Origin of the sequence: Marinobacter sp. HL-58, from assembly GCF_001314605.1 — a bacterium.
Taxonomy (GTDB): domain Bacteria; phylum Pseudomonadota; class Gammaproteobacteria; order Pseudomonadales; family Oleiphilaceae; genus Marinobacter.
In genome coordinates, this window is record NZ_LIHP01000001.1 from 366,961 (window position 1) to 388,807 (window position 21,847).

Below are 21,847 nucleotides of genomic sequence, written 5' to 3' on the forward strand. Positions count from 1 at the left end.
AGACCGCCATGAGTGAACAGGAAATCAAGGTTCCGGATCTCGGCGGTGCAGACGAGGTCGAAGTTATTGAAATACTCGTCAGCAAGGGGGATTCGGTTGAGGAAGAAGATCCGATACTGACCGTGGAGTCCGACAAGGCCTCTGTAGAACTGCCATCACCCGGCGCCGGCAAGATCACCAAAATCACCGTCAAGGTAGGCGACAAGGTCAAGGAAGGCGACGTTGTCGGCATGATGGAGGCCAGCGGTGACGCGGGCGGCTCCGGTGATGACAAGGATTCCGGCGAAGAAGCGGCGGAATCCGGCAAGGAAGAAAAGGCCGAAACCAAATCTGAAGACACGGCTGAAAAGAAGCCTGCGCCTAAGAAATCCGGTGGTTCCCGCAAGGAAGTCGTGAAAGTGCCGGCATTGGACGGCTTCGAAAATGTGCCGATTATCGAAATCAACGTCAGTGAAGGTGACGAGATTGCCGCGGACGACCCGCTGGTAACCGTTGAATCTGACAAGGCCACCATGGAGATCCCGTCTCCCTATGCCGGCAAGATTGGCAAGATTCTGGTGTCCGAGGGCGACAAGATCTCTGAAGGCCACGACCTGGTTGAAATGACCGTAGTGGAAGAAGGCAGCGAGGACAGCGACGGGGAAGAGGCCTCTTCCGAGCCGGCACAGGCGCCCACGGGCGGCAAACAGGAAAGCAGGGCCGAGCCGAAAGGCAGCAGTGAAGAGCCAAAACCTGAGCAGCCGTCGGCCACTTACGAGCCGCCCGCGCCCGGCGCCAGGGTTCATGCCGGCCCGGCCGTGCGCAAACTCGCCCGTGAGTTCGGTGCCGACCTGGCCCGGATCAAGGGTTCAGGCCCCAAGGGCCGTATCCTGAAGGATGATGTGCAGGCCTACGTGAAGAGCCAGCTGCAGCAGACCCAGCAGGGTAGTACGGTTGCGGGTGGCGGCGGTGCCGGCATTCCCGGCGTGAAGCTGCCGGACTTCAGCCAGTTTGGCGATATCGAGCGCGAGTCCATGTCGCGGATGATGTTCGCCACCGCCAACAACATGCAGCGCAGCTGGCTGAACGTTCCCCACGTGACCCAGTTCGAGGACGCGGATATCACCGACATGGAGGATTTCCGCAAGTCCCAGAAGGCGGCGGGCGAGAAGAAGGGTGTGAAGATGACACCACTTCCGTTCCTGCTGAAGGCCTGTGCCACGGCCCTGGCGGAGCTGCCCCAGTTCAATGTGTCGCTGGATATGGACCGCAAGGAGGTGGTTCGTAAAAAGTATATTCACATTGGTATTGCGGTGGATACGCCCAACGGGTTGATGGTGCCGGTGATCCGGAATGTGGATCAGAAGGGCCTGTGGGAGCTGGCGGCCGAGAGTGCCGAGCTGGCCCAGAAGGCCCGGGACAAGCAGCTGAAACCGGCGGAGATGCAGGGTGCCTGCTTTACCATCACCAGTCTTGGTGGTATTGGCGGCACGGCGTTTACGCCGATTGTGAATACGCCGGAGGTGGCGATTCTTGGTGTCTCCAAGGCGGCGATGAAGCCGGTCTGGGACGGCAAGGATTTCCAGCCACGGCTGATGCTGCCGTTGTCGCTGTCCTACGATCACCGGGCGGTGAACGGGGCGGATGCTGCCCGGTTTACCTCTCTGTTAAGTCAGTTGCTGGGGGATATTCGTTCCCTTCTTCTCTGACTTTTGGTGATTGATCGTCCCGTAGCCTGCAGGCTAAGGGGCGGTCGCGAGGCCGGTCAGGCTATTCAGAACACGCCCGTGGATACGTCCCTGTAGGGCTCGGTCGCGCCATCCCTGGCGCTCCACGGTTCTGAATAGCCTGACCGGCCTCGCTTGTTTTAACGCTTCTGATATTCTCTTCCTGGTGTAACCCGGTTATTGGCTTGTTGGCCGCAGTTTGGCGTTAGCGATCTGCTGCCATGCTTTAACTTTTTTGATGACAAACAAAAACCCCGGCCGAAGCCGGGGTTTTTCCTGAGTTAACTTCTAAAAGGCTTAGAAGTTGTACTGGGCTGCGAACATAACACGGTTCGCGTCAGTTGAATCGCCGGCAATCGTTTCTTGGTCAAGATATGCGTATTCAACGCCCATCATGACGTTTTGGACAGGCGTCCACATGTAGTTAACCATCACGTTCTGGTTCATCTCGGCTGCTGCAGTAGTTGTCTGTCCTGCATCTACAGCGTCATCCAGATCAAGCTTGGTCATACCATAGCCCACGTTGACGGATCGACCGCCGCCCATGTCGAAGCCCATGCCAACAGAGCCGCCATAACCTTCAATTGACTCCACGCTGTCCCCGTCGAGGTAAGCGCTAGCGCCTGTATAGTTGCTGCCCGAGCGCCAGAGGTAACCGGTAGCACCATCGGAATAGTTGAGTGCGCCCTGAACGGAGATCATGTCGGTAAGAGCAAATTTCGCCGCACCGAACACGCCGTAGGAGATGACACTGTCGTCATCATCGCCATTGTCAGCTGTTACTTGCCCAACCAAAGCCGCCGCTGAGTAGGATAGACCGTCAGCAGAATCTTCTATCCGTGCAGTGAAGACCGGCATTGATGTTCTTGAATCGTCACTAACTCCGTCTGTTCCAGCAGTGTCGAGGATTGATTGCGAGAGGGGATCCTCAAGCGAGAACGACATTGCTCCGGTGGTGTAGCGAACCTGTTCAGTACGATCTTGGGCGCCTGCTGTACCCGCCAGACCGTCGAAATCCAGAACCGCAGTATTACCTACGAAACTGTTGTAGTTAGACCAGTTTCGACCCGCCATTAAGCCTTTGTATTCACCGTAGGCATGGCGTATACGTAAACTACCTGCCGCATTGCCAGTGCCGCGGAAATCACCCTCAACGGTGATCGAGGCTCCGGAAGAATGAGTTGTTTTGACACCGATCCGGCTTTGCTGGGCGTCAGCGCCGAAATGGCCTGTGACATCTTCGTCTGCTGGAGTGAATGAGCCTGCCCGCGTTGACACAGCACGATCACCGTCAAAGTCGTAGCTCATATTCAAGCGAGCAAAACCATAGAGGCTGGCCTCTACATCATCACCCACGTCCAATGTCAGGGCATGAGCATGACCTGCTACCCCCAAAATTGCTACTGCAGCCGTTGAACGAATTGCCATTCTCAGTTTGTTGCTTTGCATCTTTGTTGTCTCCACACTTATTTTTGTTGGACCCACTTCAAAGTAGTTACGAAACTGTGACATTTCAAATAAATTCTTGCATTAATTAGACGAATGTCTATACAACGAAATCGCCGGGTTAGGGGAACTTTTTGAGGATTGCGTTTATTTCACGGCGCCAGCAGGGCAGAACATCGGTTATTTCCGGTAATACGTAACGATCTCTCATGACGAAAAATACCCGTATTCTCGATTCTGCCACTTTTGCTTTCCTGGACATTGAAACCACCGGGGGCAACTCGACCCATGACCGGATAACGGAAATTGGTATCCGTTTCTGGCGTGCCGGGCAGGTGGTGGGTGAGTGGCAGACACTGATCAACCCGGAAACACGTATCTCTTCTTTTATTCAGAGCCTTACCGGCATTTCCAATGACATGGTGGCGGGTGCCCCGGTATTTGCAGACATTGCCAGTGAGCTCGAGGCGCAGCTGGAAGGTACGATCTTTGTCGCCCACAACGCCCGTTTTGACTACGGCTTTATCAAGGCCGAGTTCCGGCGTCTGGGTTTGCTGTTCTCGGCAAAAGTACTGTGCACTGTAAAACTCTCCCGCAGGCTGTACCCCGGTTTTCGTCGCCATAATATGGATGCCCTGATCGAGCGCCATGGGCTGGCCAGGGTCCAGAGGCACCGGGCCCTGGGGGATGTGTCGGCGATGATGGCTTTTTTTGACCATGCGCTGGCGGAACAGGGTGCGGGCGCCATGGAAGCTGCCATTGGTGAACTGCTGCAGCGGCCGAGTATTCCCTCCAACCTGCCTGTTGATGTTCTGCAAGACCTTCCCCGGGGGCCTGGGGTGTATCGTTTCTATGGCGAGAATGACGTACTTCTGTACGTAGGTAAAAGTACTGACATTGCCCAGCGTGTGGCCTCCCACTTCTCTGGTGACCACAATTCCAGCCGGGGCATTCGCATGTCTGAAAGCCTGAGGCGGGTGGACTGGACAGAAACCGCTGGCGAGCTGGGCGCGTTACTGCTTGAATTAAAGCAGATAAAACAGTTGAAGCCGCTGTTCAACCGGCGCTCACGGGCGGCGAAGAATCTGGTGAGCATTGAGCTGGCAGAAAATGCCCGCGGTTATCTGCAGGCGAGGCTGGTTCGGGAAATAGAGCCCCATCGCCTGGGCGATTACTTTGGGTTGTTCCGCAGCAAGAAAGACGCGGAGAAAGCGCTCAGTGGCATTGCTGCGAAGAATGACCTCTGCAACAAGCTGCTGGGGTTGGAGCCGGAACATGAAGGCCCCTGTTTTCAGCGCGCGCTTGGCCGCTGCAAGGGCGCCTGTGACGGCGGCGAGGATGTGGTGAAATACAACCTGCGGGTGCAGATTGCGTTCCACGGCCTGCGCCTGAAAACCTGGCCGTGGCGGGGGCCGGTGGCCGTGTTCGAGCACAATGCCGGAACCGGCAGAACCGACATACTGGTGGTATATAACTGGATGCACGTGGCCACACTGCATGATGAACAAGAATTACAGGATCTGTCGCTGCGAGGGCAGGCGGTCAAATTTGACCTGGATTCCTACAAGCTGGTGGTCAAGGCCCTGATGGGTCAGGATGGGCGTTCGCTGAAAGTGGTCGAGCTGGATGCGATTGGCCGGCCGGATGTGCACATGCCCTGAGTGGCGTATGATTAAACGTACCGTTTCATGTTTTTGTCTGAGAGAAACCGATGAACAGAGAACCCGTCAGCCGTGAATTATTCGATGAGGTAATGGTCCCCAACTACGCTCCGGGGGCGGTGATTCCCGTTAAAGGGGAAGGCTCCCACGTATGGGATCAGGAGGGAAAAGAATATATCGATCTGGCGGGCGGTATTGCGGTGACTTGCCTCGGGCACTCCCACCCGGGCCTGGTCAGTGCGCTGATGGAGCAGGCCGAGAAAATCTGGCACCTGTCCAATGTGATGACCAATGAACCGGCCCTGCGCCTGGCCAAGACCCTGTGTGACCTTACCTTTGCTGAGCGGGTGTTCTTCGCCAACTCCGGCGGTGAGGCCAACGAGGCGGCCTTCAAGCTGGCCCGTCGTTATGCCTGGGAGCATTTCGGCCCGGAAAAGAACGAAATCATTGCCTTCAAAAACTCTTTCCACGGTCGCACGCTGTTTACCGTCAGTGTGGGTGGCCAGCCCAAGTACCTGGAAGGTTTCGAGCCGGCCCCGGGTGGCATTCACCACGCTGACTTCAACGATCTGGAATCGGTCCGGAAGCTGATCTCGAAAGAGAAAACCTGCGCCGTGGTGGTGGAACCCATTCAGGGTGAAGGCGGCGTCATGCCCGGCGATGCCGATTTCCTGAAGGGCCTGCGCCAGCTCTGTGATGAAAATGATGCCCTGCTGGTGTTTGACGAAGTGCAGTCGGGCGTTGGCCGCACCGGCCATCTTTACGCCTACCAGATGTACGGCGTGACACCGGACATTCTTTCATCGGCCAAGGGCCTTGGCGGTGGCTTCCCGGTGGCGGCCATGCTGACCACGGAGAAAGTCGCGAAAAGCCTGGGGGTTGGCACTCACGGCAGCACCTACGGTGGTAACGCCCTGGCCTGTGCCGTTGCCCAGCGGGTGATCGATACCGTCAGCCAGCCGGATATTCTCAAGGGTGTGGCGGCCCGTTCCGACCGGTTGCGCAAGGGCATGATGGACATTGGCGAGCGCTATGGCATTTTCAGTGAGGTTCGCGGTGCGGGGCTGTTGCTGGGCTGCGTATTGACGGAAAAGTGGCAGGGCAAGGCCAAGGAGTTTCTCAACGCCGGGCTGGCGGAAGGCGTGATGGTGCTGATTGCCGGGCCCAACGTGGTGCGTCTGGCACCGTCGCTGATCATTCCGGAACCGGACATCGACGAAGCGCTCACGCGCTTTGAAGCCGGCGTCAGGAAGGTGTGCGGGCAGTAAACTTTGAATACAGCAACCAGGGGAGCCGCCTATGTGGCTGGTACGTCCGGCTCAGCCGGGTGACCTGAACGACATACTCGACATCGCCGGGGGCCAGGGCCCCCGGATGTCATCCACCCTGCCTAAAAAAGAAGAGGCGCTGTCTCACAAGATCGACCAGTCGGCACGCTCCTTTGCCGGCCGGAACAAGCCTGCCGAGCCCCGGCGTTTCCTGTTCGTGCTGGAAGATACCAGCACCGGCAAGGTTCACGGCGTATCGGGTATTGATGCCCGGGCGGGCAACGGGCAGCCTTTCTATAACTACCGTATGGACGCCCTGATCCATGCCTCCCATGAGCTGGGTATTTCCCGCCGGGTAGAGGTTCTGTATCCGTCCCACGCCCTCACTGACCATACCCTGTTGTGTTCGTTCACCATCAGGCGCGAACTTCGCGGCACTGATGCGTTCGAGTTGTTGTCCCGTGCGAGGATGCTGTTTATCGCAGGGCATCGTGACCTGTTCACGGATCACACCGTTGTGGAAATCCAGGGCGTGCAGACCGAAGACGGGGCGGTTCCCTTCTGGGACAGCCTTGGGCGGCACTTCTTCAATATGGATTTTGAAACCGCAGACCAGTATTCCGGCCTGCTGAGCAAAACGTTCATTGCCGAACTCATGCCACCCAACCCCATTTACGTCACCCTGCTGAGCAATGCGGCCCGGGAGGCCCTGGGCCAGCCCCATGAGCAGACCCGTGCAACCTTCGAACTGCTTCAGCACGAGGGATTCCGCGGTGGCTGTTACCTGGATATTTTTGATGCCGGCCCGGTACTCGAAGCCCGCACCGACACGCTCAAATCCGTGGTGACCAGCCATCCGAAAACACTGCACGCGGCGCACACCGACGACGGTGAGTTATGCCTGATTTCCGGCGGCAACGGCGAGCAGTTCCGATGCACGCTGACCCCCCTGCACGAGGCGCTGGGGGATGAGGTCAAGGTGCCGCTGAAAACCTGGCAGTGCCTGGGCAGAGGCTCTGGTGACGACGTAAGGATTACACCGCTATGAGCAGGGTTATTGCACCCGGGAGGCCGGCATGTTGCTGATCCGACCCTTACAGGAAAATGACCTGGATGCCCTGTATTCGATGGCGCAGGCGGCCGGCAAGGGCCTCACCACGCTGCCGGCAGACCGGGAGTTGTTACAGAAGAAGATCAACCATGCCCGGGAAACCTTCAACCAGCGCTGTGCCCCAGAAGCCGGGCTGTATCTTTTTGCCCTGGAGGACACCGAGCTGGGGCAATGCGTGGGTATCAGCGGTATTCAGGCCCGGGTTGGTCTGGACGAGGTGTTCTACAACTACCGGCTGAGTGTCACCGTGAATGCCTCCCGTGAGCTGGGGGTGCATGTGCGCACACCCACGTTGCACCTGTCCAATGACATGACCGACACCACCGAGATCTGTTCACTGCTGCTGTCGGGCTCCCATCGGGGCGGCGGCACCGGATTGCTGCTGTCCCGCTGCCGGTTCATGTACCTGGACGACTTCCGAAAACACTTCTCCGAAAAGGTATTCGCTGAAATGCGGGGGGTGTCTGACGGCAATGGCGAGAGCCCGCTGTGGGATGCCCTGGGGAGCAAGTTTTTTGATATGGAGTTCAGCGAAGCGGACATGCTCTCGGGCCTGGGCAACAAATCGTTTATCGCGGAGCTGATGCCGAAATACCCCATCTATCTGCCGATGCTGCCCGATGCAGCCCGCGCGGTGATCGGCCGGGTGCACGAGAACACCGTGCCTGCACTGAAAATGCTGCAGGCGGAAGGCTTCAATTTTAACGGCATGGTGGACATATTCGACGGTGGGCCGGTAGTGGAGGCTTTTATTCACAACATCCGCACCGTACGGGAAGGTATCAACCGCCATGTGATGATCCGCAAGACGCCGCTGGACATGAACGTGCCCGCTGAAGAGCAGGTGATGATATCCAACCGTTCGTTCCGGGACTTTCGGGTAACCACCATACCGGCCGAATGTATCGGGCTTGATACTGTCAGTATACCGGCTGAAGTGGCCGAGGCTCTGGAGATAGAATCCGGGGATCTTGTGCGGCTGGCCCCTTTGAAAGATACGGGAAGGAGGTAGTGACCATGGCAAACCTGACAGGCCAGTTATTTATAGACGGGCTCTGGCTCGAAGGCCACGGGGAGGTGTTTGAATCGCTCCAGCCTGTTACCGGCGAGACGGTCTGGGATGGCGTCAGCGCCAGCATTGAAGATGTGGACGCGGCGGTGCGCGAGGCCCGTTCTGCGTTTGTTGGCTGGCGCAAGCGCCCGTTTGCCGAGCGTCAGGAGATGGTGGAAAAATTCGGCAAGCTGCTGGAAGAACACAAGGAAGAGCTGGCACACCAGATCGGGCTGGAAACCGGGAAACCCCTGTGGGAATCCCGCACCGAAGTGGCAGCCATGATTGGCAAAATCGGGATCTCGGTCAGTGCCTACCATGATCGTACCGGCCACTCCGAAGCCGATGTGGCAGGTGGCCATGCGGTATTGCGCCACCGGCCCCATGGGGTGGTGGCGGTGTTCGGCCCCTACAATTTCCCCGGGCACCTGCCCAATGGCCATATAGTGCCTGCCTTGCTGGCGGGTAACACCGTGGTGTTCAAACCCAGCGAACTGACCCCCGGCGTTGCCGAGATGACGGTCAAGCTGTGGGAGAAAGCCGGTATTCCGGCCGGTGTCATCAACCTGGTGCAGGGCGGCGCGCCGGTGGGCAAGTCCCTGTCGTCGCATCCGGGTGTGGATGGCCTTTTCTTCACTGGCAGCTCTACGGTGGGGCACCTGCTGCACAAACAGTTCGGTGGCCAGCCTGAAAAGATCCTGGCACTGGAGATGGGGGGGAACAACCCGCTGATCGTGCAGAGCGTCCACGATGTGGACGGTGCCGTGCATCATGCGCTTCAGTCCGCGTTTTTGTCCGCCGGCCAGCGTTGTACCTGCGCCCGCCGGTTGCTGGTGCCCAAGGGCACCAAGGGCGATCAGTTCCTGGCGCGTTTTACCGAGGTGGTCAGCCGTATCAAGGTGGGTGAATTCGACGCCGATCCACAGCCGTTCATGGGCTCGGTGATCTCGCCGGAGGCGGCGGATAAGCTGCTGGCAGCCCAGGGTGAACTGCTGGCGCAGGGCGGCCAGTCGTTGCTGGAAATGAAACGGCTGAAAGAAGGTACCGGCCTGCTGTCGCCGGGGATTGTGGATGCCACGGGGCTGGACCTTGTGGACGAAGAATTTTTCGGCCCGTTGCTGACGGTCTACCGTTACAAGAGCTTCGACGAGGCGCTGGAACTGGCCAACAACACCCGTTACGGGCTGTCTGCCGGCATCCTGACCGATGACCACAAGCTCTATGAGCGGCTGGCAAATGAGGTGCGTGCCGGAATCGTGAACTGGAACAGGCCGCTGACCGGCGCCAGCAGCGCGGCGCCGTTCGGGGGCGTGGGTGCCAGCGGCAACCATCGCCCCAGTGCCTATTACGCAGCGGATTACTGTGCCTGGCCCATGGCTTCACTGGAAGCAAAAAAGAGTGAAGTACCGGAGAGCCTCGCACCCGGGCTGAATTTCGACTGACGGACAACTAGCAATGGCCAAGCACGCGGTAGAAGCCAACTTTGATGGCCTGGTAGGGCCGACCCACAACTACGCCGGGCTGTCCTGGGGTAACGTGGCCTCCAGGTCCAACGTTCGCTCGGTATCCAATCCGAAAGAAGCCGCCCTGCAGGGGTTGGCCAAGATGAAACGGCTGGCGGACCGGGGTTATGTGCAGGGGGTGCTTCCACCCCATGAACGTCCCCATATCCCCACCTTGCGGGCGCTGGGTTTTGGTGGTTCAGACAGCGCCGTGCTCCGGGCCGCGGCTGAACGGAGCCCGTCGATTCTGGCCGCCGCTTCGTCTGCGTCTGCCATGTGGACAGCCAACGCCGCCACCGTTTCGCCGAGTGCGGACACGGCGGACCACCGCGTACACTTCACCCCGGCCAACCTGAGCGCCAAGTTTCACCGCTCCATTGAGCATGTGGTTACCGGCAGGGCGCTGAAATCCATCTTTGCGGACGAATCCCGTTTTGCCCATCACCATGCACTGCCATCAGTCAGCCAGTTCGGCGACGAAGGCGCCGCCAACCACACCCGCCTGTGTGGCGGGTACGGCGAACCGGGTGTAGAGCTGTTCGTCTATGGCCAGATCGCCTTCAACGAACAGGCGCCGGCCCCCAGCCTTTATCCTGCCCGCCAGACCCTGGAAGCCTCACAGGCCGTTGCCCGCCTGCACGGCCTGAAAGACAACCATGTGGTCTTCGCCCAGCAGAACCCCGAGGCCATTGATGCCGGGGTCTTCCATAACGATGTGATCGCGGTGGGAAATGGCAACACCCTGTTCTACCACGAGCTGGCGTTTCTGGAGGAAGAAACGGTACTGGCCAGCATCCGCGCCCGGCTGACCGGCACGGAACTGCAAGCGGTGCGGGTCAGCAGCGATGAGGTTCCGCTGGAAGACGCGGTTGCTTCCTACCTGTTCAACAGCCAGCTACTGAACACACCGGATGGCATGATGCTGGCGGTGCCGGGCGAGTGCCGCGAGATTGAATCCGTCAGCCGTTACCTGGATGAACTGGTGGACGGCTCCGGGCCAATAACCTCGGTGGAGGTGTTTGACGTCAAACAGTCCATGCGCAACGGCGGCGGGCCGGCGTGCCTGCGGTTACGGGTGGTGCTGAACGACGATGAACTGAAAGCCATGCATCATGGGGTGTTGCTCACCGACGCGCTTTACGAGCGCCTGACCACCTGGGTGGAGGCCCATTATCGGGAGGAGCTGTCCCAGGAGGATCTGGGCGACCCGATGTTGCTCGAGGAGGTGCGGAAGGCGCTTGACGAGCTGACGGGGATACTTGCGCTCGGGTCTATCTACGATTTTCAGCTTTGAGTTGGTTTGTCGGATTACGCCTTCGGCTAATCCGACCTACCCCTTGCCGCTGATCATTGCCCGCCGTAGGTCGGATTAGCCGAAGGCGTAATCCGACAGATTTCCTAAGAAGCAATGGAAGAAGTCAGCATCTCCATGGTATGCCGAATCAGGGACTCGGCAGGAAAGCTGCCCTCAAGGCCGCTTTCGGCCATCTCGCTCTGGCACAGCATGATCACTCCGTGCAGGGCACCACGCAGGTAAAGCGCCGTTTCCACCGGATCATGGATACGGTCGCGGTTCATGGTGCCGTCTTCCAGGCCCAGATGGATGGCGCCGACCATCAGGTCCATGGTCCGGGACTTGCAGTCGAACATCTCCCCCGCAAGTTCATCATCTGCCTCCGCCATCGCCGTTGAGGCCGCCGTCAGCGCCGAAAAGTAGTCCGGTTCCTCACGGTAGAACTGGTAATACGCATCCCCCATGGCCCTGATCTGGGCCAGCCCCGTGTCAGCAGTCTGGCGAGCTTCCTCGAAGCGGCGGCACAGGCTGTGCCCGGCACGCAGCATGATGCCGCGCTGGATGGCGGCTTTATCCTTGAAGTACACATAAAGCAACGCGCGGCTGAGGGCAGCGGTGCGGGCAATGTCGTCCATGGACGTGCGTTCATAGCCCTTCTCCGAAAACGCCAGTTCCGCAGCATCCAGGATAGCGTCGTATCTGGCCTGCTTCTCTTTCTCTCTACGGGTTTTTAACGGCTCACTCATAGGGGGTTCCGGATTATTGAGACGGCCTTCTCATGATACATGGTTAGAGATAAAAGCCGATTATTGACAAATTGTCAAAGAATGACATTATGTCGGATAATAACATTTTGTCCATCGGATGGGCGATAAACACAACATCATGAACATGGAAGAGAGGACATCTCGATGAACACCATCCGGCACCCTGTCATCTTCGCCGTTGCGGCGTTTGCTGTTCTCCTTGTCAGTGGCTGTAAATCCAGTGAGCCGGCTCCGGACCGGGGCGTTGCCCCCGTTACCGTGCGCGTGGCTGAAGTAACCGGTGGCCAGACAGAAGGTGTGTCACTTCGTTTTTCCGGCATTGTGCGGCCTGCCCAGCGGGCTACGTTGACGTTCCAGGTCAGCGGTACCCTTCGCGAGCGGGCTGTTGAACTGGGGCAGACCGTTAAAACCGGTGATCTGCTGGCGCGGGTATACAACCCGGCCCTGGAACCCGCCCGGGACTCTGCGGCCGCGCGCCTGGCAGAACTCAAAACCCAGTACGATCAGGCGGAGAGGGAGTGGGAGCGTTCGCGCAAGCTCCATGAACGTGGGGTGGTTTCCGAGCAGGCACTGGAACAGTTGGCGTCGAAACGCGACAGCCTGAGGTCCAGCGTGGCGACGGCGGAAGCGTCCCTGGCGGAAGCCTCCCGGCTGTACCGGGAAAGTGAACTCAGGGCGCCCTTCGATGGCCGGGTTGAAGCCTTGCTGGTCGAGCGGGATGAGTTTGTGGCATCCGGGCAGCCGGTGATGCGGCTGTCCTCCCCGGAGGGCCGGGAGGTGGAAGTGCGGGTGCCCGCGTACATGCTCAACCATGTCACTCTGGGGCAACTGTTACCGGTATGGTCAGTACAGGATCGCAATCGCCCGCCGGAAACCGGTTCCATTGTGGAAATTGCCCAGCCCGGCGGGGTTCGCGGTGAGCTGCATCCGGTACTGGTCAGCCTGCCGGCAGACACCCTCGAACCCGGCGAGCCGGTAGAGGTGGGGATTACACCCAGCGAAACCGTTGCCACAACCGTGCCCTTGCTTTCAGTCATGAAATCCAACGGCGGGGCCAGTGTGTTCCGCGTTTCCGACGGTATTGCCCGCAGGGTGCCGGTGACGGTTCAGCGGATTATCGGTGAGCGGGTGGTGGTGGATGCGGCGGATCTTGCTGCCAGTGATCAGGTGGTATTTGCCGGCATGACGCGGATTTCCGACGGCGATGCGGTGGAGATTCGCTGATGTCACTGCGCCTGCTGAACTTTCAACGCTTGCTGGGCATGGTTGTCACCATGCTCTGTATTCTGGGCATTGCGGCCTACAGCACGATGCCGCGCCAGGAAGACCCCACCTTTCCCTACCGGGCCGGCCTGATCACCATCAATTATCCCGGTGCCAGTGCCGAAGCCGTTGAACGGCTGGTGCTTCAGCCGCTGTCGGATGAGCTGCGCCAGGTGGAGGAGGTGGACTTCTCCCAGGCCACCGCGCGCACCGGCGTTGCGGTCATCAACGTACGCCTGAACGACACTATCTACGATACCGATTCCGCGTGGGACCGTGTGCGCCAGGCCATGGAACGGGCAAGGCTGGATTTCCCGGACGATGTCGGGCAGATGGTGCTGGATGACCGCTTGATCGATATTCCCGCCATCATACTGGCGGTCAGCGGTTCCGGTTCGGTAACGGATCTGAGCGATGTGGCTGAACGGCTGAAGCAGAACCTGTCGGATATCCCCGGTGTGTCCCGCATTGAGCTGGAGGCCGATGCGGACGAGCAGATTACCCTGGCACTGGACGACGCCGCCATGTACCGGCTGGGTATATCCCCGGCACGGGTTCTGGACACCCTTGCCCGCCGCAACCAGACCACCCCGGGTGGTTTCATCGTGGCGGATGGCCGTCGCCTGTCGGTCTTGCCCAACAGCGAGTTCACCAGTGTGGAGGCTATCCGTGCCACACCGATCGAGTTGCCGGACGGCTCCCAGGTGCCCTTGGCGGCTGCTGCGGAAGTGTGGCGGGGCCCCGCCGAGCCCCGGCAGCCGGAAGCCTGGTACGACGGTGAACGGGTGGTGCTGGTGTCCATGATCATGGAAGAGGGCAGTACCGATGCTATCCGTTTTGGCGAACGTGTTCGTGAACGACTGGCGACAATACGGGATGAATTCGCCCCCTACGAGATTCGCGAGATGTTTTTCCAGCCGGACAAGGTGGAGGAACGTCTGGATAACCTGGCCTGGAGCCTGGTGATGTCGGTGATCATCATTGTGGCGGTGGTGTTTACCGGCATGGGTATCCGCATGGGTATCCTGGTGGCGTCGATCCTGCCCATGGTGGCGCTGATCAGTATCGGCCTGTATGACCTGGGCGGAGGGGTGCTGCACCAGATTGCCGTGATCGGCATGGTGATCTCGCTGGGTATACTGATTGATAACGCCATCGTGATTGTGGAGAGCATCCAGGGTTACCTGGATGACGGCATGCGCCGGCTGGACGCCCTGAAACGGTCGGTGCGGGAACTTGCAGGGCCCTTGGGAGCCTCCACGGGAACCACCATCGCCGCCTTCATGCCGTTGTTGCTCTCCAAGGGTGGCACGGCGGACTTCACCCGCGGCGTGCCGGTGATGATCATGCTCACCCTGTCGGTCAGTTATCTGCTGGCCATCTCTGCCGTGCCGCTGCTGGCGGCCCGTTTTCTCAAACCCCGCAAGGTCAGTGCCCGGGAAGACAGGCTGATCGGCCTGTCCCGTTTCCTGGGTGGCCTGGTTGCCAGGCGGCCCGGCACGCTGATCCTTGCCGGTACAGCCCTGGTGGTATTCAGCCTGGCGCTGACACCCTTCATGAAACAGCAGTTTTTCCCCAATGCCGATCGCCCGCAAGTGGTGGTTGAGTTGTATATGCCCGAAGGCACGGACCAGGAGCGTACCGCCAGTGTGGCCGCAGACCTGGAGCGGGCCATCCGCACCCGCCCGGAAGCACTCAAGGTGCACCGGTTTACCGGATTTACCGGCCCCAGTTTCTACTACAACCTGCAGCGGGAACCCCAGGCACCGAATCGTGGCCGTATCGTGATCTCAACGCCCACCCTGGAAGACACCACCGGGCTGGTCCAGTGGATACGGGAATACGCCGGGCAGGAAATGCCGGAGTTGCAGGTCACTGCGGGCATTCTCGGCCAGGGGCCGCCACGGGCCGCCCCGGTGGAAATCCGGGTTTACCATGCCAGTGATGAAACCCGGGCCCGGGCGGTGGAGCAGCTGTTTGCCGCCCTGCGCAGTGTGGAGGGTACGGTGGATGTGCGCCATGACCTGGATATGGGTGTGCCGAGCATTGGCATCAACGTGGATGACGCCAGTGCCGCCCGTTATGGCCTGAACCGTTCGGATGTGGCCCGCAGCCTCTATGGTCAGAGTTTTGGTGTGGTGGCGGAACAGTATCGTCAGGAAAAGGATCCCATTCCCCTGATACTGCGCTCCCGGGAAGGCACCAGCCTGTCGTTGCCCAGATTGTTGTCGGTGAATATCTACAACGATCAGGGTGACGCGGTACCCCTGTCGGCGATTGCCTCGGTGGAGACGTCCTGGGAATCGGCTGCCCGCTACCAGCGCAATGGTACCGGGGTGAACACGGTGTGGTCCAACCTGCTGACCGGCTACAGCTTCAGCCAGGCCCTGGAAGGCCTTGATGATGTGCTGGAAGACAATCCGCTGCCTTCGGGCACCCGCATGGAAATGGGTGGTGATGCCGAGGGCTCCGGTGATGCCAACAATGCCCTGCTGACTACGGCTCCCATCGGTATATTGCTGTTGCTGTTCTTCCTGCTGATACAGTTCAATTCTTTCCGTCGCGTCGGAATTATCCTGCTCACCGTGCCACTGGCGACGGTGGGTATTTTCCCGGGGCTGGTATTTTCCGGCTCGCCGTTCGGTTTTCAGTCGCTGCTGGGTGTGATTGCGCTGGTGGGCATCGTGGTGAACAACGCCATTGTGCTGCTGGATGTGATGGACCGGCAACTGGAGCAGGGAGATACCATCCGTGATGCGGTTCGCAAGGCAGTGGAAAAACGCACCCGGCCGATCCTGCTGACAACAGCCACCACCGTTGCCGGTCTGTTGCCGCTGGCGTTCTCCAGCTCAACCCTCTGGCCGCCCATGGCCTGGGCTATCATTTCCGGGTTGCTGGCTTCGACGGTGCTGACGCTGCTGGTGGTGCCTTCCGTGTGCACCCGGGTGATCCGGTGCAAGGAGGCAGAGCCGGAGAATGCGCCGGCATAGGATGCTGTCGGGCTATGTCCGTTGCCGGATCATCAGGCCGACCCGCTGGCCCACAGGCACGTGGCGATTCGGGAAGACGATGCCTTCGGGGCGGTCCCCCACCCTGTAGCAGGTGGTATCGTCTTCCCAGATGACGGTACCCGGGTCGAACAGGGTGAAATTGGCGACATCGTCCGGCACGTGGAAGCGGAAACTGTCGCCGGTGTTGAGAATCTCATGCACCACCTCGAAGATGGTTATACCATCCGATGGCTTGCTCCCTTGCGGTGGTTTTTCGCCCTTCATCCGCCGGCGCAGAGCGTTGGCAATTCCGCTGAACCGGCCAAGATCGTTCTCCCCGAATGGCCGCACCTTGCCAAGCTCCACCGTAAAACTCTCTGCCCCGAGCGTGGTTGAGGAAAACGAGGCAAACGTCGTTCCTTCCCGGTGCTGCAGCAGCAGGGTGTCCACGTCCGCTTCCAGTAAAAAATCGATCTGGCTTGCCGGAATATTCCGTCCTTCTACAAACGGGTAGAGCGCGAACTTCTCCCGCAGGGAAGGGCGAATAGCGGTATGCAGGTCATAGTGGCAGAGATTGGCAGGATGTCTCGAGGCAAACGCCTCACAGGCCCGTTCCAGCGACCACGCACGCTCTGCCTCGGGCAGACCCCGGTATTCGGGTTTGCGATGGGCACCACCGAACAGCCGGTTGAGATTCACATCAATGAAGCGGGCATTGGCGCCCATGGCCGGGGGGTTTCCGAGTATCAGCAGCACCGGGCAGGCCAGTTGCCATTTCCCGTCCATCAGCTCGTTCAGCAGGTTGTTCAGAACTTCAATGGGCGCAGTTTCGTTGCCATGAACGCCGGCGGAAACAATCAGTGATTCGCTGTTGGGGTTGGAACGGCCGGATGGCGGTTCCAGGTACAGCAACCCGGAATCCTGAAGCTGAAGCCCGGTACCATCGTCCAGCACCACTACCTGTTCGGACGAGGCGTGCTCCGCAGTGGACAGGGTGTGGGACAGCCAGTCGCGACCGGGGCCAAACAGCAACTCACGTATGCTCATGTGATTCCCGGCCTCCCTTGCGCTCGAATAGTATCAGCCGGTCACCGGCCGCTGATGCCGTAACAGATAGTTTTCCAGCTTGCGGAATGCAAATACCAGCAGGAAGGTCAGTGCCATGTAGAGCAGCGCCACAAAAATAAACGCCTCAAAGGGGGCGTAGAAGCGGGAATAGATATTCCGTGCCGCTCCGGTCAGGTCCACCAGGGTTACCACGCTGGCAATGGCACTGGCGTGAAGCATGAAAATGACTTCGTTGGAGTAGGCCTGAACTGCCCGCCGGGCGGCGCTGGGCATGATGATGCGCCGCATGCGCAATGCCCAGCTCATACCGTAAGCCTTGGCTGCCTCGATCTCACCGCTGGGTGTTGCCACAATTGCACCGCGAATGATTTCCGTGGTGTAGGCCGCCGTATTCAGGGTGAATGCCAGCAGGGCCGGGTAGAAGGCTTCCCGGAAGATGTCCCACCAGAAGGTCTGCTGTATACCCTCTATCTGTGCAAGGCCGTAGTAAATGATGTAGAGCTGGACCAGCAGCGGCGTGCCACGGAAAACGTAGGTGTACAGCCATACCGGGGTATTGATCAGCGGGTTCTTGGATGTCCGCATGATGGCCAGCGGCACCGCGAGTACCAGGCCGAGAATCAGCGACAGGAACACCAGTTGCACGGTGAGGACCATGCCTTCCCAGTATTCCATGATGGTCGACGCGGTAAAGATGTCGTTGCGGTTGAGCAATTCAGCGATAAATTCCGGCATGGTTCAGGTCCCCTGCACCACGCCGACATTGGCGCGCTTGGTGAGCCACTTGATGAACAGCTCGGAACCGGCAGTCAGGCTGAGATAGACAAAGGCAACCGGAATAAAGAAATGGAATGGCATACGCTCCGCCTTGGCGGCCTCCTCTGCCACGCGCACCATATCGGTCAGGCCGATAATGGATACCAGTGCGGTGGTTTTCAGCAGCACCTGCCAGTTATTGCCAATACCGGGCAGGGCATGACGCAGCATCTGCGGAAAGATGATTCGGTGGAATGTACGCCAGCGGCTGAAGCCATAGGCACGGGCAGCTTCTATCTGGCCGCTTTCCACCGCCAGAAAGGCGCCCCGGAAGGTCTCTGCCATATAGGCGCCGAAAATCAGGCCGATGGTGAGAACGCCGGCAATAAAGGGGTCGAACTGGAAAAAGAAATCCACCCCATGGGCGTCATACAGATAATCCGACAGGTTGTTAACAGCCACCTGACCGCCGTAGTAAAACAGGAGCATCATCACCAGGTCGGGCACGCCACGGATCAGGGTGGTGTAGGTGGTGGCGACCCCTATGGCGACACGGCTTTTGGACAATTTGGCAGAGGCGCCGATCAGCCCGAGAATCACCGCCAGGGTAAGGGAGAGGAAGGCCAGTTCAATGGTCACTACCGCCCCTTCCAACAGGGCCGGCCCGTAGCCTTTCAAGTCGATCATTGGAGCGTCCGGTAATCAGGGGCAGCCACAGCGGCTGCCCCTCGGTCTGTTTTACATCTTGATGTCGTAATCGAAGTACTTTTCCATGATGGTGTCGTACGTACCATCTTCCTTCAGGGTCGCCAGGGCCGCATTCACTTCGTCGGCCAGGTCCTTGTCACGCTTGCGCATGGCAACGCCTACACCTTCACCCAGCTTGACCGGTTCGCCGACTTCCTTGAAGCCGTCTTTGCTCAGCACGGTCTGCTCACCGACCGGGTAGTCCACAAAGACCACATCCAGGCGCTCGCCTTCAAGGTCCAGGACCATGTCGTCCGCGGTGGTGTAGCGTTTGATGGAAACCACGCCGCCCATTTCCTCGGTAACATAGGTGTCCATGGTGGTGCCACGCTGAACGCCAACGGTCATACCCTCCATGGCTTCCATGTCGGTCACGTCGGTGTCGAAGCTTTCAGGGCCGAACCAGCCGCCCGGGGTGTTGTAGTACGGATCCGAGAACAGTACCCGCTCAGCACGCTCCGGGGTGATGGACATGGAGGACATGATCAGGTCGAACTTCCGTGCCAGCAGGCCCGGAATCATACCGTCCCATGCCTGGATGACGAACTCGCAGTTGGCGCCCATCTCTTCACACATGGCTTCGGCCAGTTCCACTTCAAAACCGGTCAGTTCACCGTCTTCGTCTTTGTACTCGAACGGCTCGTAGGGCACATCGAACGCGATGCGAAGATCACGTTCCTGGGCGTGAGCAACGCCGGCCATCATGGCCAGGGCAACGCTTGCTGCAACAATCAGTTTTCTCATGAGTCACTTCTCCAGTCGTTATTTGCCTTGTGGGCTTTATTATCGGCAGTGGCCTGCCTTTCTGCTGATTTCAAGATAGCACGCACATCAGAACTTGGGAGCCAGAAACTGCCTCATTCGTTCCGAGTCCGGGTTGTCGAATACCTTGTCCGGTGTGCCTTGCTCCTCGATCACACCCTGATGCAAGAACAGGACCTGAGTCGACACATCCCGGGCAAAAGACATTTCGTGGGTGACCACGATCATGGTTCTGCCTTCTTCGGCCAGGTTCTGCATGACTCGCAACACTTCGCCGACCAGCTCCGGGTCAAGGGCGGAGGTTGGCTCGTCAAACAGCATGACTTCCGGTTCCATCGCCAGTGCCCTGGCAATGGCTGCCCGCTGCTGCTGGCCGCCGGACATCTGGGCCGGGTAGTAGTCCTTGCGTTCATAGATGCCCACCTTGTTCAGGTAGGCTTCAGCCCGTTCGATGGCTTCTTTTTTGGGAACCTTGAGGACGTGAACCGGGGCTTCAATGATGTTCTCCATAACGGTCATGTGCGACCAGAGATTGAAACTCTGGAACACCATGGACAGCCGGGCGCGGATCAGCTCAACCTGCCTGTTGTCGGCAGGTACACGCTCACCTTTGCGGTTGGTTGTGAACCGAATCGGGTCGCCGTGCACGATAATGTCGCCGGATGTGGGGGTTTCCAGCATGTTGATGCAGCGCAGAAAGGTACTTTTACCGGAGCCGGAGCTACCGATCAGGGATACGACATCGCCTTTTCTTGTTTCCAGTGAAATACCCTTGAGTACTTCCAGCTGGTCGAAGGTCTTGTGGATATCCCTGCAGATCAGAGGCGCTGTTTCCGCCATAGATGGCTCCTGAGGCTTTCTCGATAAAGGCGCAAGTTTTACGGACAGTGGTCTGGAAAATCAATCCCCGGGAGAGGGGTTTTGTCGTTTTTATCCCTGGTCCGCTGATTTAAGTGTGGATGAACGCAGCAACTATGCAAGCCGTTCGCCAATTATCAATTCTGTGTGGTCGAAGCCCCTGATTCTGGTGTATTGGCGGGCATTCTTAAAATGGATGTACCCTGCTGTTCAATATCGTGCATGGCGTCCCTGACAAAGCGCACGTGTTCCATTGCGATGCGTTTGGAGGCTTGCGGTTTTCTGGCCATTATCGCCCTATAAATGCGCTTGTGATGCCGGGAAATTGCTTTACGCAACTCTTCCTGTGGATTCAGATTCGCAACGGATGCCTGTACCGTCAATAGCATAAGGTTCTTGAGTCCGCTGAGAACATGCACCAGCACCGGGTTGTGGGAGGCTTCTACAATAGCCTGGTGAAAGCTGTGATCGGGATCGGCGTTGGTGAGGGGATTGGTCTGCTCCAGGGCTTCGTAGGCCCTGGTGATGCGGTGAAGATCCAGGTCGGTGGCGCGCTCTGCCGCCAGGTAAGCGGCCTGGCCCTCGAGTTGCTCCCGTACTTCCAGCAGGTCATAGAGGGTTCGCGGGTGGCCGTTGAACATCTGCTGTAGCGGGCTGTCGCCAGTGCTACCCTCGTCAACGGGCACGATGCGGGCGACAAACGAACCCTTTCCATGCCTGGTCTCAATGACGCCACGGCCCTGCAGCTCATGCAGAGACTCGCGAATAATGGCGCGTGATACACCAAGGCGGGTCGCCAGTTGTCGTTCCGATGGCATTTTCTGTCCCGGAGTCAGGCCACCATCAAGAATCAGCTGTTCAAGTCGAAAGGAAATATCCTGAGCGATTGCCATGGTTTTACCTGCCAGTGCTTACTGGACTGACCAGTTATTTCTATGGATTCGATAATTCTGAAAACATCTTCCGGGGGCCTAAATATGGCTCATTACGCCGCATTCGTCCATCGGGCGGTTGTAAAACTGGTCTGACCACTGGCCATTACTCTGGACTAAAGGCAGCCAGACGACGACTATCGTAATCATTACGTGTATCACGGCTTGTTGAGAAGCACTAACCACTGGTTCAAGCCTGAATGAGGAGGAAGCATTTATGTTGACAGTTACAAGGCTCGACCTGGCAGATGCCAGGCTATTGATCGAAGGCGCTGCCCAGAAGGCACGGGAAATCGGCGTGCCCATGTGCATCGCCATTACCGATGAGTCCGGGAACCTGATTGCCTTTGAGCGTATGGACGGTGGCAAGATTTCAAGCGTGACTATCGCCCAGGACAAGTCGTTCACTGCGTCGGCGGCCAAGAAAGCCACCCACGATTACAACGCAGGCAATGTGCCTGGCAAGCTGGGGTTCGGAATCCACACCGAGGTGGGTGGCCGTATAAGCTCGGTAGGTGGCGGATTGCCGGTTATCGTCGACGGTGAGGTCGTCGGCGGCATCGGTCTCAGCTCCGGCACACCCCAGCAGGATATGGATTGTGCCCAGGCCGGCATCGATTATTTTGAAACCAAACGTGGTTGATGGTTGTCACAATCACAGCGTT

At 58.8% G+C, this 21,847-nt stretch carries 18 protein-coding genes; 10 read left to right on the forward strand and 8 right to left on the reverse strand.

Annotation, left to right across the window (positions count from 1 at the left end; translation table 11 throughout):
• Window positions 1–8 precede the first annotated feature (8 nt).
• Window positions 9–1,688, forward strand: a complete 1,680-nt coding sequence (gene aceF / locus HLUCCO03_RS01645) for a dihydrolipoyllysine-residue acetyltransferase (RefSeq protein ID WP_027833186.1) — start codon at window positions 9–11, stop codon at window positions 1,686–1,688.
• 315 nt (window positions 1,689–2,003) lie between these two features.
• On the opposite strand, the gene HLUCCO03_RS01650 is transcribed toward aceF, so the two are convergent.
• Window positions 2,004–3,218 (reverse strand): DcaP family trimeric outer membrane transporter, encoded by a 1,215-nt coding sequence (locus HLUCCO03_RS01650; protein ID WP_367142331.1) that lies wholly within the window; start codon window positions 3,216–3,218, stop codon window positions 2,004–2,006.
• 143 nt (window positions 3,219–3,361) lie between these two features.
• Between HLUCCO03_RS01650 and HLUCCO03_RS01655 the strand changes: the two genes are divergently transcribed.
• Genes HLUCCO03_RS01655 through astB form a run of 6 tightly spaced genes read left to right on the forward strand, consistent with a single transcriptional unit; the run spans window position 3,362 to window position 11,039 of the window.
• A complete protein-coding gene (locus HLUCCO03_RS01655; protein ID WP_027833184.1) occupies window positions 3,362–4,813 on the forward strand; it encodes an exonuclease domain-containing protein in 1,452 nt (483 codons plus the stop codon).
• A gap of 50 nt (window positions 4,814–4,863) precedes the next feature.
• A complete protein-coding gene (locus HLUCCO03_RS01660; protein WP_027833183.1) occupies window positions 4,864–6,081 on the forward strand; it encodes an aspartate aminotransferase family protein in 1,218 nt (405 codons plus the stop codon).
• Window positions 6,082–6,112: 31 nt separating this feature from the next.
• Entirely contained in the window at window positions 6,113–7,129 is a 1,017-nt protein-coding gene (locus tag HLUCCO03_RS01665) for an arginine N-succinyltransferase (RefSeq protein ID WP_292016592.1), read from the forward strand.
• A gap of 28 nt (window positions 7,130–7,157) precedes the next feature.
• Window positions 7,158–8,204 (forward strand): arginine N-succinyltransferase, encoded by a 1,047-nt coding sequence (gene astA, locus HLUCCO03_RS01670; protein WP_027833182.1) that lies wholly within the window; start codon window positions 7,158–7,160, stop codon window positions 8,202–8,204.
• Between the two features lie 5 nt (window positions 8,205–8,209).
• Complete coding sequence (gene astD, locus HLUCCO03_RS01675; RefSeq protein WP_027833181.1) at window positions 8,210–9,685, forward strand: succinylglutamate-semialdehyde dehydrogenase; 1,476 nt, start codon at window positions 8,210–8,212, stop codon at window positions 9,683–9,685.
• 13 nt (window positions 9,686–9,698) lie between these two features.
• Window positions 9,699–11,039 carry an N-succinylarginine dihydrolase gene (gene astB / locus HLUCCO03_RS01680; protein WP_027833180.1) on the forward strand — a complete coding sequence of 447 codons (1,341 nt, stop codon included), beginning with the start codon at window positions 9,699–9,701 and terminating at the stop codon, window positions 11,037–11,039.
• A gap of 104 nt (window positions 11,040–11,143) precedes the next feature.
• Here the strand turns inward: astB and HLUCCO03_RS01685 are convergent, their stop codons facing one another.
• On the reverse strand, window positions 11,144–11,785 hold the full coding sequence (locus HLUCCO03_RS01685) for a TetR/AcrR family transcriptional regulator (protein WP_027833179.1): 642 nt from the start codon (window positions 11,783–11,785) through the stop codon (window positions 11,144–11,146).
• A 159-nt stretch (window positions 11,786–11,944) separates the two neighbouring features.
• Between HLUCCO03_RS01685 and HLUCCO03_RS01690 the strand changes: the two genes are divergently transcribed.
• Window positions 11,945–13,030 carry an efflux RND transporter periplasmic adaptor subunit gene (locus tag HLUCCO03_RS01690; RefSeq protein ID WP_027833178.1) on the forward strand — a complete coding sequence of 362 codons (1,086 nt, stop codon included), beginning with the start codon at window positions 11,945–11,947 and terminating at the stop codon, window positions 13,028–13,030.
• Window positions 13,030–16,059 (forward strand): efflux RND transporter permease subunit, encoded by a 3,030-nt coding sequence (locus HLUCCO03_RS01695; RefSeq protein WP_027833177.1) that lies wholly within the window; start codon window positions 13,030–13,032, stop codon window positions 16,057–16,059. The genes HLUCCO03_RS01690 and HLUCCO03_RS01695 overlap by 1 nt, the downstream gene beginning before the upstream one ends.
• Window positions 16,060–16,071: 12 nt before the next feature.
• Here HLUCCO03_RS01695 and astE read toward each other — a convergent pair whose 3' ends face one another.
• The 6 genes from astE to HLUCCO03_RS01725 all read right to left on the reverse strand — a co-directional run bounded on the left by astE (window position 16,072) and on the right by HLUCCO03_RS01725 (window position 21,143).
• Complete coding sequence (gene astE / locus HLUCCO03_RS01700; RefSeq protein ID WP_027833176.1) at window positions 16,072–17,106, reverse strand: succinylglutamate desuccinylase; 1,035 nt, start codon at window positions 17,104–17,106, stop codon at window positions 16,072–16,074.
• A 33-nt stretch (window positions 17,107–17,139) separates the two neighbouring features.
• On the reverse strand, window positions 17,140–17,862 hold the full coding sequence (locus HLUCCO03_RS01705) for an ABC transporter permease (protein ID WP_027833175.1): 723 nt from the start codon (window positions 17,860–17,862) through the stop codon (window positions 17,140–17,142).
• Between the two features lie 3 nt (window positions 17,863–17,865).
• Window positions 17,866–18,570 carry an ABC transporter permease gene (locus tag HLUCCO03_RS01710; protein WP_027833174.1) on the reverse strand — a complete coding sequence of 235 codons (705 nt, stop codon included), beginning with the start codon at window positions 18,568–18,570 and terminating at the stop codon, window positions 17,866–17,868.
• Window positions 18,571–18,621: 51 nt separating this feature from the next.
• Window positions 18,622–19,374 (reverse strand): transporter substrate-binding domain-containing protein, encoded by a 753-nt coding sequence (locus tag HLUCCO03_RS01715; RefSeq protein WP_027833173.1) that lies wholly within the window; start codon window positions 19,372–19,374, stop codon window positions 18,622–18,624.
• Window positions 19,375–19,461: 87 nt separating this feature from the next.
• Window positions 19,462–20,232, reverse strand: coding sequence for an ABC transporter ATP-binding protein (locus tag HLUCCO03_RS01720; RefSeq protein WP_027833172.1), 771 nt, complete (start codon window positions 20,230–20,232; stop codon window positions 19,462–19,464).
• Between the two features lie 155 nt (window positions 20,233–20,387).
• Window positions 20,388–21,143, reverse strand: a complete 756-nt coding sequence (locus HLUCCO03_RS01725) for an FCD domain-containing protein (RefSeq protein ID WP_036197717.1) — start codon at window positions 21,141–21,143, stop codon at window positions 20,388–20,390.
• Between the two features lie 256 nt (window positions 21,144–21,399).
• Between HLUCCO03_RS01725 and HLUCCO03_RS01730 the strand changes: the two genes are divergently transcribed.
• Window positions 21,400–21,825, forward strand: a complete 426-nt coding sequence (locus tag HLUCCO03_RS01730) for a heme-binding protein (RefSeq protein WP_027833171.1) — start codon at window positions 21,400–21,402, stop codon at window positions 21,823–21,825.
• Window positions 21,826–21,847: the final 22 nt, after the last annotated feature.